At 46.8% G+C, this 13,477-nt stretch carries 12 protein-coding genes; 2 read left to right on the top strand and 10 right to left on the bottom strand.

The window, feature by feature from the left end:
• Positions 1 to 207: 207 nt before the first annotated feature.
• Positions 208 to 1,110 (bottom strand): DUF1002 domain-containing protein, encoded by a 903-nt coding sequence (locus tag CEG13_RS00175; protein ID WP_100009758.1) that lies wholly within the window; start codon positions 1,108 to 1,110, stop codon positions 208 to 210.
• A 221-nt stretch (positions 1,111 to 1,331) separates the two neighbouring features.
• Here CEG13_RS00175 and CEG13_RS00170 point away from each other — a divergent pair, with 221 nt between their 5' ends.
• Both CEG13_RS00170 and CEG13_RS00165 read left to right on the top strand, forming a co-directional pair.
• The gene (locus CEG13_RS00170; protein WP_192869501.1) at positions 1,332 to 2,573 is read left to right on the top strand and encodes an MFS transporter; all 1,242 of its coding nucleotides are present in this window, start codon (positions 1,332 to 1,334) and stop codon (positions 2,571 to 2,573) included.
• A gap of 578 nt (positions 2,574 to 3,151) precedes the next feature.
• Positions 3,152 to 3,397, top strand: a complete 246-nt coding sequence (locus tag CEG13_RS00165; RefSeq protein ID WP_100009757.1) for a YuzB family protein — start codon at positions 3,152 to 3,154, stop codon at positions 3,395 to 3,397.
• 88 nt (positions 3,398 to 3,485) lie between these two features.
• On the opposite strand, the gene CEG13_RS00160 is transcribed toward CEG13_RS00165, so the two are convergent.
• The 9 genes from CEG13_RS00160 to CEG13_RS00120 form a co-directional block, all read right to left on the bottom strand.
• A complete protein-coding gene (locus tag CEG13_RS00160; RefSeq protein ID WP_100009756.1) occupies positions 3,486 to 4,655 on the bottom strand; it encodes an iron-containing alcohol dehydrogenase in 1,170 nt (389 codons plus the stop codon).
• A 13-nt stretch (positions 4,656 to 4,668) separates the two neighbouring features.
• A complete protein-coding gene (locus CEG13_RS00155) occupies positions 4,669 to 5,046 on the bottom strand; it encodes a RidA family protein (RefSeq protein WP_100009755.1) in 378 nt (125 codons plus the stop codon).
• A 40-nt stretch (positions 5,047 to 5,086) separates the two neighbouring features.
• Complete coding sequence (locus CEG13_RS00150) at positions 5,087 to 5,716, bottom strand: lysozyme family protein (protein ID WP_100009754.1); 630 nt, start codon at positions 5,714 to 5,716, stop codon at positions 5,087 to 5,089.
• Positions 5,717 to 5,720: 4 nt separating this feature from the next.
• Positions 5,721 to 6,146, bottom strand: coding sequence for a hypothetical protein (locus CEG13_RS00145; RefSeq protein ID WP_100009753.1), 426 nt, complete (start codon positions 6,144 to 6,146; stop codon positions 5,721 to 5,723).
• An 18-nt stretch (positions 6,147 to 6,164) separates the two neighbouring features.
• Entirely contained in the window at positions 6,165 to 7,508 is a 1,344-nt protein-coding gene (locus CEG13_RS00140; protein WP_100009752.1) for an MATE family efflux transporter, read from the bottom strand.
• Between the two features lie 159 nt (positions 7,509 to 7,667).
• Entirely contained in the window at positions 7,668 to 9,677 is a 2,010-nt protein-coding gene (locus tag CEG13_RS00135) for a TRAP transporter permease (protein ID WP_100009751.1), read from the bottom strand.
• Positions 9,670 to 10,197 (bottom strand): DUF1850 domain-containing protein, encoded by a 528-nt coding sequence (locus CEG13_RS00130; protein ID WP_100009750.1) that lies wholly within the window; start codon positions 10,195 to 10,197, stop codon positions 9,670 to 9,672. Before CEG13_RS00130 ends, CEG13_RS00135 begins: the two co-directional genes overlap by 8 nt.
• 123 nt (positions 10,198 to 10,320) lie before the next feature.
• Positions 10,321 to 11,322 (bottom strand): TAXI family TRAP transporter solute-binding subunit, encoded by a 1,002-nt coding sequence (locus CEG13_RS00125; protein WP_100009749.1) that lies wholly within the window; start codon positions 11,320 to 11,322, stop codon positions 10,321 to 10,323.
• 223 nt (positions 11,323 to 11,545) lie between these two features.
• The gene (locus CEG13_RS00120) at positions 11,546 to 13,180 is read right to left on the bottom strand and encodes a glutathione ABC transporter substrate-binding protein (RefSeq protein WP_100009748.1); all 1,635 of its coding nucleotides are present in this window, start codon (positions 13,178 to 13,180) and stop codon (positions 11,546 to 11,548) included.
• Positions 13,181 to 13,477: the final 297 nt, after the last annotated feature.

Below are 13,477 nucleotides of genomic sequence, written 5' to 3'. Positions count from 1 at the left end.
GGGTTGATTTTTATTAAATTCTTTTGTGCTTGGGTTGAACTTCCGAATTGCGGGTACGTTTTCCGCGGATTCTTGCTTTGATTTTCCCGAATCACTCCGTCAATTTCCCAATCTCCATGTTACACTACGAATCTTCCTATCTAACAAACAAAAAAAAGGACCCAAGAAGGAGTCCTTTTCCTCAAAAGCTATAATCCCTACCGCCGCTTACTGCGTTTCTCCTTCACCAAACAATCCGCCAAAGAAATTGCTGAGGGACGCAAACACCCCGCTGAAGAAATTAGCCACCTTTTCCCAGAAACTCCGGTCCAAGCCTAATTCCTCTGCAGTTTCCTGGACACTTGATGCAATGTCTTCCAGCTGATTTTGCACCTGATTAAAATCGATATTCAGATCACGCATGCGGTCAAATAAGTCTATGAGCATTTGCCGATCTGCTTCACTCAAGGAGATTTCCAGATTTTGCAGCTGTTCCTGGACAATCTGTTCAACATCTTCCCTGGTTGCCGGATTCTGTTCGGCTATCATCCGCTTGATCTCCGTCAGCAATGTGCTTACCTGCTCTTGGGAAATTCCTTCATTTTCAGCAAGGTCGGTTGCCGCATTCAGTTCATCATTGGCCAGCTCCATCCGCTCTTTATCCAGCTGTTCCCCTTCCACATCGTACGCTTTGTAAATTCCCGTCAACGCAGAATGCCCAGTAACAGCGACAGGGGAAGCGACATCAACTGTGGCATTTTCCACCCCGGCCGTTAAAAGAGCATTGGCATACATTTCTTTCGTAACCTCGGTGATATTATCCGGTGTCACGATATTAACTGTCAGCCCCGCTCCCTCTTCACCAAGTGTGATTTTTGCCGAGGAATACATATTGGCGTCCGGACTGCCATTAATGTAGTTGGCATAATCCTCTCCTGTTACCTCATGTTCCTCCACTGCATCCGATTCCGAAACCTCCAGCAGTTCCTGCACCTGCGCGCGCTGCTGATCCGTCAATTGTTCCCCGTACACGATTACTGTATTGGTTACTGCGTGTGCAGGTTGTGCCATGCCTACTATCAATCCCAGTGTCAGAATGGCCAGTACCAGTGATTTCATTCTCACTCTCATTTATGACTGTCCCCTTTTTGTCAAAGTTATTTCATCCTATGTTTGTCCCTGTCATTTATATCTTTCATACTTATTATACCTTTTTCTTCCTGCTTGTGAATATCTTTGGGTGAAATTTTTGTGTCGGGTTCCTCCCGAGCAAAAGACTTTCCCTTTTGCCGGAAATGCGATATATTTAGGGTACCGAAATAATTTGCAGGAAGAAGGAAATTATCATTACTATGGAAGAAAAAGCCGTTAAACGCAATTTAGCAATCATGTGGGTTGCTAACTTTTTTGTTGCCGGCAGTATGACAATGGTTATTCCATTTATATCCCTTTACATCGATACTCTTGGCAATTATTCTGATTCATTCGTACAGCGATGGGCAGGGTTTACTTTTGGGATCACCTTTGTCACCGCATTTTTATTCTCACCCATATGGGGACGGATTGGGGATAAATACGGCAGGAAATATATTCTCATCTTTTCCGCTTTTGGGATCGGGGTATCGGTTTTCCTCATGGGGTTCGTCACATCTGTGTGGCAGCTTTTTATTTTGCGGTTAATTATGGGAGTAGCGACCGGATTCATCCCGATGTCCCAGGCATTTATCTCCACCCAGACGCCAAAGCATATTGCGGGAAGGGTGTTGGGAACACTGCAGACAGGAAGTATCACTGGTTCACTCATGGGGCCAATGCTTGGCGGTGTACTGGCAGATGCGCTTGGTTATGGCGATACATTCAAGTGGGTCTCGATCACAGTATTCCTTTCCGGCTTGATTGTGCTGTTTGGCATTCGGGAAGTCAAGCCAAAGTTATCCGATGATGCCAGTGATTATCGTTCATATACTGCCCGTGAGGTGATCGCACATATTGTTCATAAGCCGGTTCTGTTGATCATTATGCTGATCTCCACCCTTGTGCAGGTGGCTCATTTCAGTGTTCAGCCGATCCTTTCCTTGTTTGTCGAGGAAATTCACGGCCCAGTCAATATTGCATTTTATTCCGGGATTGCCTTTTCCGCAGCAGGCCTGGGAAATCTGCTGATGGCTCGAAACTGGGGGAAACTCGGGGACAGGGTCGGCTATATAAAAATATTGATTGGGCTCTTATTCATGGCAGGAGTCGTGTATTTCCCCGCCGCCTTTATCACCGATATCTGGCAGCTGATTATCCTAAGATTTATGCTTGGAGTTGCCATTGGCGGGATTATTCCGCTCCGAATTGCCTATATCCGCCAGGAAGCACCGCTTTCCATGCAGGGAGAAGTGCTTGGCTACAACACCAGCCTGCGCTTTTTAGGAAATATTATCGGCCCGGCCATGGGCGGCATCATCGCCGGATTCTTCGGGTTCTCTGCCGTATTCTTTGTGACCAGTGGCCTGCTCATCCTATGTGGTATTCTGCTGCTCGTCTCTTGGTATAAAAATGAATATGCCGGCAAGCACGCCCACCTCTTTTCAACGAACAGAGGGTAGGCCGTGGGCAAAACCGGAAAGCTGCATCCGCGGTTTTCCGGTTTTTATGTCTGCACTGAAACAGAAGGATTGATTTGTCCTCACTTATATGATAAAACTAACAGAGTCTGAGGAAGACATTATTATTAGGTTGTATTTTTATTACAATATAGATAAATTGTGCCGTAACTAGGTGGGGCTACGATCGCCGCTGCGGAAATACCCCTCGCTTTCCGCGGGCGCTGGTGAGCCTCCGCGGGCGCTGGTGAGCCTCCTCGCGCTGACGCGCTGTGGGGTCTCACCTATGCTTACCATCCCGCAGGAGTCTCGGGGTATTTCCTCCGCTGATGTGCTGCTTTGTTAAATTAGACAACAGCTACCCACTCTGTAGATGGTTGATTGGAGCGGAGGGCATCCGACTCCTGCGGGAACAGCACGAGTCTGAAGACCCCGCAGGAAGCGAACTTCTTCCGAGGAGGCTGAGGCCGTGCCCGCGGAAAGCGGATGCCCGGAGCGGAAATCAACCAGCACTTATGTCGCTGTTTCCATCAACCCCGATATAAATAAGCATCAAAACTTATAGAAAGAAAGTGATAGCAATGGGAATTGTCGTTGTCGAAGTTTGTGACGGAAATGCGATCACTTCAATTGATATAGAAGAAATTCTGGAGAAAGAGTTTCCGGAAGTAGCGGTCCTGACCAATGATTGCTTATCATTTTGCGGTCTCTGCCGGGTCAGACCCTATGCCCTGGTCAACAATAAACGCGTTTTCGGAAAAACACCGGAAGAATGCCTGGATAAAATAAAAGAGGCAATAAAAGAAGAGCTCGCTGTTTATGAATAACAGTGAGCTCTTCTTTTTGTCAATAATCGATATTCCCAGCCCTCGACAATATTCCCCATATTATTTCCCGGGAAATATGCTGTCGAAATTACAGGCTGGCGCGGAAAATCTCTGCCGAATCCTGTTTGGTCAGTTTTTTGTAATTGCCGAATTCCGGACGAGCAATTACTGTTTTCTCCGCCATGGATTCGACGGAACTTTCATCAATGTCATATTCTGCGAGACGGGAAGGTGCCCCAATTCCGCTCCAAAATTTCCGCAACTTCTCAATGCCTTCCAGTGCGGCTTCCTTATCGGTTTTCCCTTCTGTGTCGACACCAAATACGCGAACTCCAAGCTGTTTGAACCTGTCCGCATTGGAATCATCAAGTACATGCTTCATCCAATTCGGGAAAAGAATCGCCAGGCCGCCGCCGTGTGGGATATCATGCACGGCAGAAACGGCATGCTCCAAGTTATGCGACCCCCAGTCACCGCGGAAGCCCATGCTCAACATGTCATTTAATGCCAAGGTGCCGCTCAGCATTATCGTTTCCCGATGCTCATAGTTATCCGGCTCTTCCAGAACTTTCGGTGCCGTTTCCATCACTGTCAGGAGCAGCGACTCGCAAAAGCGATCCTGCAATGGCGTATTGGATTGCGGATGGAAATAATGCTCCAGCACATGGGACATCATATCGACGATGCCATAAACCGTCTGGTCGCGCGGGACGGAAAATGTGTGGGTCGGATCCAGTATGGAAAACTGCGGATTCGTGTGAGGTGATCCCCAGCCATGTTTTTCGTTCGTTTCCCAGTTGGTGATAACCGAACCGCGGTTCATCTCCGAGCCGGTCGCTGCATGGGTCAGCACTGTACCAAATGGTAATGCAGCCGGTGGTTTTTCTTTCTTCGTTACAATATCCCACATGTCCACATCGGTATTTGCTCCTGTGGCAATTGCTTTGGTGCAGTCAATCGTGCTTCCGCCGCCCACGGCCAGGACGAAATCCACACCCTCTTGCTTGCAGATTTCCACCCCTTTGCGGACCGTGGCAATCCGTGGGTTTGGTTCCACACCGGAAAGCTCGAATACCTCTGCATCGATTTCCTTCAGCTTTCTCATTATATTGTCGTAAATCCCATTTTTCTTAATGCTGCCGCCTCCAAAAACGATCAGCACCTTTTTCCCATATTTTTCCACTTCGCCAGGCAGAGCATCCAGCTGCCCTTTTCCAAAAATCAGTTTCGTTGGATTATGAAACGTGAAATTGTCCAATGCGGAAACCTCCTTATTTTAAATATGCCACAACATCCATCTCCACCTGCGCATCTTTCGGCAATCGGCTAACTTCCAACGTTGCCCTTGCAGGATAAGGCTCTCTCAGATAGCTTCCGTAAATCTCGTTCACCACCTGAAAATTATCCATGCTCGTTAAATAGATGGTGAATTTCACCACATGCGAAAAATCCGTTCCTGCTTCAGTAAGGATTGCCTGCAGATTTTTCAGCACTTGCTCTGTCTGTTGTTCAACCCCCTTCGCCATCTCTCCTGATTCAGGATCAAGCGGAATTTGCCCGGAAACATAGACAAAATCACCTGCCTGCACTGCTTGGGAGTATGGCCCGATTGCTTCAGGTGCCTTGTTCGTATAAATAGCTTTTCCCATGAGGATCCCTCCTTTTACTTCATATTATCACTACCTGACTTTAATCGGAAAGCAATACCTCCTTGTAGGCCATGACCGAATCCACATAATAAATATCGCCATAACAGGCACCAATCTCCTCCGCGCCATCACGTGGACAGCGATATTCTTCCGGGTTGTCCACGGAGGCAAACATTTCCTGGGAAAAATTGATGGCCGCTTCTTGAGTATAGCTTCCGGATTGCTCCTCCACGTAATCAATAAACCCCCTGCCAAAATTATAGGCTTGAATAGCCAGTTTCAGATCGCCGTCTGCATCCGCAAGTGTCTGAGAAAAATAATAGACTCCCTGCTTGATAGATTGTTCGGGATCGTCTATACAGCCTCTTTCGCCGCAATGGCTCTCGGAAGACTGCATCGGATCATTCCCCCTGCCGCTGGATTCCTGCATCATGACCCCAAGAAGCACATTGGTATATTCAGAGATTCCGTATTCCTCTGCATATTTCTCCACAAGCGGACGATAATCCAGCACTTCCTGGCTGATCGCGGGTCCGGTCCGCTCGACACTCACCGGCACAGACCATTCGGTGTTTGCCAATAAGGAAATGCCAGCCAGTACTGCAGCGAGTATGATGGCAAGCAAGGCAGCATATTTCCACGCATTTTTTGTTTTTCGTTTGATTTTCATCTATCTAATCCTTCTTTATTCGTGATAGTAATATCCCGAGCACGACACCATACACCAAGTGGCCGGCAAGCCAATACAAAAAGGCAACCCCGTCTATGAGCTCCGGTGTTCGGTTCGAGAGCAAGGTGGTAAGGAATAACAAGGCACCAATCAGCACATTGGCCACCACGTACGGGAAAAACTTTGCACTCCACCCACAACGAACAAATGCGGCGTACAGCACAAACACCAAGGCAACTGAAACAGCAAGATGAAGCATAAATTCTGCCACTTCACCAAGTTCCCAGTTTTGCAGAACAGGAAAATAATCCACATTCAGCAACAGCGTATACACCCGCTTGCCGCTGACAGCCTGAACTATTTTCAGAAAAGCCCCCAGCAGCAGGCCCGAGAATATTCCAGCAACAGCCAAGTACAATATGCGTTTCAACCTACCAGCTCCTCTCCATCAACCCGTCTGTGAAAAGATTTCCTTTTCTCTCCACTTGCCAAACCGGTAATATAAAAAGGCGGCCAGACTGCTGATGATAAAGCTTGCTCCCATGCCCACTGCAATGCCGATCTCGCCGAAACCCCAGGAAAACAGCCACGTCAGCGGAAAGCGCAGCACCCAAAAGGAAATGATATTTAAGACAAGCACCTGATACATCGCCCCCGCCGCCCGGACAATCCCGTTCAAAATAAAATTTATCCCAAGAAACGGAAAGCACAAGGCGATAATTTGCAAATACTGGGTACCGAACCTTACAGCCTCTTCCTCATCTATGAACAGACGAATGCCACTTTCCGCAAAGACTACGACAAGCAGGCCGATCACCAGCATGATAGCAAAATTGTAGATCACCCCATAAATGGAAATCTTTCGGACCCTGGCCCAGTATCTGAGACCGATATTCTGCCCAGCCATACTGTTCACCGCCGTTCCGAGTGCCTGGGCAGGCAGCATCACCAGACTGTTGAGCCGCTGTGCAGCACTGAAACCAGCCACTGTATTTCCTCCAAATATGGTCACCACACTCAAAATCGCTGCTGAACCTGCGGAGATCACCGACATCTGCAGCCCGGATGGAATACCCAGGCTGAGGATCAGCTTGATTTCTTCCCGTGCCGGAAGCTTCGGAAAGCTGAACGGAGCCAGCTTGCGGCGCAGCACATAAATAAGTCCATAGAAAAAAGCTGTTCCCTGTGCCAGAATTGTTGCCAGTGCCGCTCCTTCCACACCAAGACCAAAGCCGGCGATAAAAAGCGGGTTGATGAGAATATTCATAATCACTGCAACCAGCACAAAACGCAACGGGGTTTTGCTGTCTCCCAGGGAACGCAGCACGGTGCTGATAAAATTATAGCCAAACAAAAAGAGAATCCCAAGGAAGTTGATCTGCAGATAGGCCGAAGCATCTGCCATCATGTCATCCGGCGTGCCCAAGAGGAGAAGAAGCTTTTCCGTGAACACAAATCCCAGCGTTCCGAGCGCCAGCGCCATCACGGTCAATATCACCACAAACGCATTCAGGTAATTTTTCAGTCCTTCCTCATTGTCCCGTCCTTTTTGCTGAGAAAGAATCGTTAAGGCAGCATTATTCAGCCCAATAACAAAAGACAGCACAGTGAAGATAATAGTACCAGAAATGTTCACTGCTCCAAGTGCCGTCGCCCCAAGCAAATTGCCCACCCACAAGCTGTCGGCCAACTGATAAGATGTCTGCAGCAGGCTTGTCAGCATAATGGGACCGGAAAAATAAATAAGCTGCCGCCAAATATTCCCTTCTGTAAAATCATGCTGTTGTTTCATTGTAATACCAGCTTTCATTCCTATTAATTTGCGGAAAGCGAAGGGTAATTCCGCAGCGGCGATCATAGACCCACTGATTTACGTTGAAGTTTACACATTCCGCAATAAATACAAAGAAAGATGGCCAGAAATACTGACCACCTTTTCAATTACCTATGCTTATCCTGCACTGCTCGCTTCTTTCACTTTATTCTTTTGTCCCTTGTCCGTCCTTGTCATGATTTGGATAATCAGCAGGACAGCAAAGAGACCCAAACCGATTAAATCTGTATTTCCTTCTGGATACAAAAGCATAAGCCCGGTGAGTGCCGTAATAATCCGTTCCGCCCAATGAAGCCGGCGGTACCAGAAGCCAATCAGTCCAGCTCCTATTGCTACCATCCCGACAATCGCCGTTAACAGGGACCAGCCTATTTCCGTAGCATTGGCATCAATCATCAATAGCTGCGGATTAAGCACAAACATATACGGTATGATGAATGCAGCTATCGCAAGCTTGGAGGCATTAAAGCCCGTACGAATCGGTTCTCCCCCGGATATCCCTGTTGCCGCAAAGGCTGCAAGCGCAACCGGTGGTGTGATGTCCGCCACAATCCCGAAGTAGAACACAAACATATGCCCGGCCAATACCGGAATAGCCACTTCCAATTGATCATTCAAAGCCAGAATAGCCGGTAATGCGATCGTCGACGTGATAATATAGTTGGCAGTTGTCGGTGACCCCATCCCCAGGATAATGGAAGTAATCATCGTAAACACCAATGTCAGCATCAGCTGCATTTCCACATTTGCTGCCAGGGAACCGGCGATACTGACCAGTCCGTTCCCTAATTTTAGTCCAAGTCCGGTTTTTGTAACAACACCCACGATAATACCGGCACAGGCTGTAGCAGCTGCTACACCTAAAGCGGTACGTGCACCGGATGTCAGCGCAAGCACAAACCTGCTTGGAGTGATTCTTGTATCTTTTCGGAACATACTCACTGCGATGGTAATCAGAATTCCGTACAATGCTGTCCTTTCAATACTAAACCCTGCAAACAGCAGATATACAATCGCCAGAATCGGAAGTAATAAATAGATTTTTTTCAATACCGTCTTCTTTTTCGGAATTTCTTCTTCCGGCAATCCGTGCAGGCCGGTTCGCTTTGCCTCCAGATGGGTCATGATCCAGATACCGGAAAAGTAAAGAATAGCCGGTATCGTAGCGGCCTTTGCGATATCCCAGTAGCCAACGCCGGCAAATTCAATCATCAAAAAGGCTGCGGCGCCCATAATAGGCGGCATAATCTGTCCACCTGTAGAGGAAGCAGCCTCTACCGCCCCGGCAAAATTCCTTCGATAGCCAAGCCGTTTCATCATCGGTATCGTGTAGGAACCGGTCGTTACCGTGTTCGCCACAGAGCTTCCGGAAATTGTCCCATTCAGCGCACTGGAGAAGATCGCCACTTTAGCCGGCCCCCCGGTACGTCTTCCTGCCAGAGAAATAGCCAGGTCATTGAAATACGTTCCAACCCCTGTCTGCACCAGAAATGCGCCAAATAACAGGAACAGGAAAATATAAGTAGATGATACCTGCAATGGTGTACCAAGAATACCCTCTGTCGTAAAGAACATGGAATCGATTAACTGTTCCAGACTCAGACCACGGTGTGCCAGCATACCTGGCATCTGCCGGCCGAACAGGGCATACATCAAAAAGGCGATCGAGATAATAGTGATCGGCAGTCCAACCGCCCGTCTGGTCCCCTCCAAGACCAAGAGAATGGCCACTCCTCCAACAATCATTTGTACGGTATTTATACTGCCAATCTGCTGAACCAGTGTTTCATAAAATACCGGCCAATAACCACAGACAATGATTGACAGCAGCACGAGTAAATAGTCATACCATGGGACAGAATCTCTTTTCGTTTTTCGTCGTGCGGGAAATAAAAGAAAAATAAGTGATAATGCGAAGCCAAGGTGGACCGTCCGCTGAATATAAGCAGTATATTGGCCAAATGCCCCGGTGTATATTTGGAAAAGCGAAAAGGCAAGCAGGCCGAAAAATACAAGCTTGGCCACAAACCCTGTTACATTCCGCGTATTTGAATCAGCATCGTATTTCTGCATTAGTTCCTGTTGCTCATCTTCAGTAAATTTTTCAACATCTTTGTTTTCACTCATGAATTTTCACTCCTCTCAGGGACTCCCATAGGGATAGGCGGTCAACTTTTACGGTGAACCAGGCCCCCGGTTCAAAATACTCATTAAACCAAACCATGTTTTTTTCATCAGAGGGGTTTTCTTGAGACCATACCAGGCGATTCTCTGATACGGTTTTCCCGTTGCGAATATTCATGGAAGGGAAATAGTTATTCAGGTCTTTGATATGGTATTTACCATCCTCATAAACAAATTCTTCCCCTTCCTGGGCATTAGAAGGCATCCCAATTCCGAATTGTTCGTAGACAATTTCATATTGTTTGATGTCGTGGTTTTCTGTTACCTCGTACTTTTCCACAACATCGGTTAAGTGAATGGAATGCGTGAAGATGATTTGGAAAGTATCTCCCGCCTCAACTGGCAAAAAAGCTGCGATGTTATCGGTATTTTCCTGATAGAATACCAGTGCTGTCCGATAAGGAATAAAGCATAAAGCTATTAATAGAATAAAAGCCAAAACCAGCCATACGATTTTTTTCATTGGAATTCACCTGTATAACAATTTGCTAGCCTGATTTGGTTCAGGAAAGAAACAGCCGGCAGCCATTCCCACACGCGGGGTCGACAGCCGGCCGGTTTCTCTAATCAAACATTCTTATTTTTGTTATTCTTGACTTACGCCTTCTTCATCATAGTAACGCTGTGCACCTGGGTGCAGTTCAATTCCGACACCATCCAATGCTGTATCAAGGGTGATCATTTCCGCTTTGGCATGCGCCATGTCCCCTGCATTTTCATAGATGGCTTTGGTAAGTTCATAGACAGTATCTTCCGGAATGTCTTCGGTTACCACAAGCATCGCCAGAACGGCTACTGTTGTTACGTCTTCTTCAAGTCCGTACGTTCCGGCACTTATCGTATCCAAAGCATAATAAGGATACTGTTCGACCAGTTCATTTATTTTTTCTTCAGCAATCGGTACAATGGAAATATCTACTTGTGCAGACAGTCCTTCAACCGCCCCGGTTGGTGTGCCGGACGTAATGAATGCTGCATCAATTTGGCCATCCTGAATTCCGCTTGTGGATTCTCCGAAGTCGAGGTTCTGTGCCTCAATATCATCCATGCTTATACCATGCGCTTCCAGGATTTGCTCTGCGTTTACATAGGTTCCCGAACCAGGAGCACCTACAGAAACAGTTTTTCCTTCCAAGTCTTCCACAGAAGCAATCCCCGAATCAGCAGTTGTTACAATTTGGATTGTCTCCGGATAAAGGGACCCAACGGCTTGCACGTTATCCACCGCTTGCCCTTCAAAGGCGTTAATTCCTTCTACAGCATTGGTCATAACGTCTGTCTGTACAAACGCAAGCTGTGCATCTCCTGCAGCAAGCGCTGCTACGTTATCCGCAGATGCATTGGAAGAAAGCGCATCCGTTTGAATACCAGTTGCCTCGGTAATAATTGTCGCCATTTCCCCGCCCAGTGGATAGTATGTACCGCTTGTTCCACCAGTTAACATGCTTAGGAATTCAGGTGCTTCTTCTCCGCCCTCGGCAGAACCGCCGCCTTCTTCTCCACCTTCATTGCCACCGCCGCATGCAGCCAGCAGCATCGCTAACGCCAGCAGCAGGACTGCATAGAAAGCGCTTTTTTTCTTTATCATACACTATACCCCCTTTTAGATGTTAAGACAAAGTTATTTTACACGGAAAGCTATCAAGTTGTCAATCTAATCTTGATAATCCTAGTAATTTTCTATTTCTTTATGCTTAATCCTTCCAATTAAAGCAACGACGTTCGAACTATTGCACACGTTGTTTGGAAAGAAAACAGGGACAATCTCACTCCGGGAGACTGCCCCTGCTTATTATTATTCTATTACACTATTACTCTTCAAGCGTTACGTTTTGCAGATCCAGAATTTGTGTAGGGTACTGCTGCAGTCCTTGCACCTGATCACTCACACCAAGCAAGTACTCGGAGTGAAGCAGATAAATCCATGGAGCCATGTCAATAAGCATTTCTTGTGCTTCACTGTAGATTTCCAAACGTGCTTCCGGATCAGATTCACGGCGTCCTTCATCCAGAAGTGCATCCAGTTCTTCATTTTCAGTGAAAGTACGGTTACCCGGATTACCTACCATGCTGGAATGGAACAGGGCATACAATCCATAGTCCGCATCCCCGGTTGCCGTTGACCAGCCAAGTATGAACATATCATGTTCGCCATTTGCTGTTTGCTCGAGGTATGCACCCCATTCCAGGATTTCCACTTCCACGTCTATACCAATCTCCGAAAGCTGCGATTGGACATTTGTTGCAGCATCAATTCGCTGACGGTTGTCATTTGTCCAGATCGTAGTGGAAAAACCATCTTCATACCCTGCTTCTGCCAATAATTCCTGTGCTCTTTCCCGGTCATATGGAAGCGGTTCAAGGCTTTCGTCATAACCAAATACCGGTGGTGCCAAAGGCCCTTTTGCAGGAATACCTACACCATTGTAAATACCTTCAATGATTTGCTCTTTGTCAATTGCCATGGAAATCGCCTGACGAACACGCTCATCATCGAATGGCTCTTTACTCATGTTGAATCCGATATAGTTTGTGCTGACACTGTTCTGTCTCATCACGCTGAGTCCATCGGTTTGTTCTATCTGTGCCACATCTGCCGGGCTTAACGGGTTGGAGATATGAGAATCGCCCGTTTCCAGCTCCGCAAGACGAGTCAGGTCTTCCGGTACAACTTTAAATGTTACCGAGTTAAGCTTTGCCGGCTCGCCCCAGTAGTCTTCATTATTGGTAAGAACAACTTCCTGTCCAAGCGTCCAGCTTTCAAATTTGAAATAGCCGGTACCGACCGGGTTTTCGTTAATTACACTTCCTGGCGCTTCCCCTTCTTCCATTGCAGCATAATCAGCTTCGATTACCTCTGGGGAAACCATTGAACCGCCGCTGTGGGCCAAATGTGCCGGCAGTGGCGAGAAAGGATACTCCGTGTGGAAACGGACGGTATAATCATCCACCACTTCGATTTCTGTTATCATGCTGTAAAGGAATGCACGAGGTGAGGCTACCTCCTCATCCATCACACGCTCAATGTTCATTTTAACAACTTCTGCATTGAATTCGGAACCGTCATGGAATGTTATGCCTTCACGAAGGGTAAATTCCCAGACATTATCTTCTACTGCTTCCCACTCAGTGGCAAGCTCAGGCTCCAGTTCCATATCCATGTTCTGTTTTACAAGCGTTTCATAAATATTCGATTGAACATCACTTGAAGGAACATCATTTGAACCGGCAGGATCCAATGATACTACGTCAGATGTGTTCGCGATGACCAAATCGCCGCCGCCTGATCCTTCACCTTCTGTGCCTTCTCCGCTGTCTGCGGTATCACCGCTGCCTGCATCATCCGAAGTGTCGCCGCTTTCATCAGGCTCACTTGCACATGCAGCAAGCACCAAAGCAGTCAACGCAACCATCATCAAGAGCAGCAGCTTTTTTGAGATCTTCATGCGTATTAACCCCCTAAAATTATTACTAGACTTTACAAGTATGTAAAGATCTACGTTAATAACAATATATACGATGAAAGCAAAAATAACAAGGACTTTTTAATCTTTTTAGAAATTTACTTGGATTGTTTCATATATATAATATAAAAATTTTCTCACTCAATGAAACGTCTAATTCCCTTGATTTTACAGGCAGTTTTCTAAAATCACATATTGTAAAATTATTTATTCATGATATAATCTAGCAATATAGCTTATATAGCTTTTGTCGAAATATGTAATAATTTGTCGAGAAAG

It is taken from the genome of Lentibacillus sediminis (assembly GCF_002763455.1).
GTDB classification, from domain to species: Bacteria; Bacillota; Bacilli; order Bacillales; family Amphibacillaceae; genus Lentibacillus_D; species Lentibacillus_D sediminis_A.
Note: the sequence above shows the minus strand (reverse complement) of the source record. Positions and strands in the feature narration are given on the sequence as shown.

Excerpts from the sequence above, each read along its gene's own strand:
- CEG13_RS00125 (WP_100009749.1), bottom strand. The coding sequence starts at position 11,322 with ATGATAAAGAAAAAAAGCGCTTTCTATGCAGTCCTGCTGCTGGCGTTA.
- CEG13_RS00155 (WP_100009755.1), bottom strand. The coding sequence starts at position 5,046 with ATGGGAAAAGCTATTTATACGAACAAGGCACCTGAAGCAATCGGGCCA.
- CEG13_RS00130 (WP_100009750.1), bottom strand. The coding sequence starts at position 10,197 with ATGAAAAAAATCGTATGGCTGGTTTTGGCTTTTATTCTATTAATAGCT.
- CEG13_RS00150 (WP_100009754.1), bottom strand. The coding sequence starts at position 5,716 with ATGAAAATCAAACGAAAAACAAAAAATGCGTGGAAATATGCTGCCTTG.
- CEG13_RS00120 (WP_100009748.1), bottom strand. The coding sequence starts at position 13,180 with ATGAAGATCTCAAAAAAGCTGCTGCTCTTGATGATGGTTGCGTTGACT.
- CEG13_RS00175 (WP_100009758.1), bottom strand. The coding sequence starts at position 1,110 with ATGAGAGTGAGAATGAAATCACTGGTACTGGCCATTCTGACACTGGGA.
- CEG13_RS00135 (WP_100009751.1), bottom strand. The coding sequence starts at position 9,677 with ATGAGTGAAAACAAAGATGTTGAAAAATTTACTGAAGATGAGCAACAG.
- CEG13_RS00170 (WP_192869501.1), top strand. The coding sequence starts at position 1,332 with ATGGAAGAAAAAGCCGTTAAACGCAATTTAGCAATCATGTGGGTTGCT.
- CEG13_RS00140 (WP_100009752.1), bottom strand. The coding sequence starts at position 7,508 with ATGAAACAACAGCATGATTTTACAGAAGGGAATATTTGGCGGCAGCTT.
- CEG13_RS00165 (WP_100009757.1), top strand. The coding sequence starts at position 3,152 with ATGGGAATTGTCGTTGTCGAAGTTTGTGACGGAAATGCGATCACTTCA.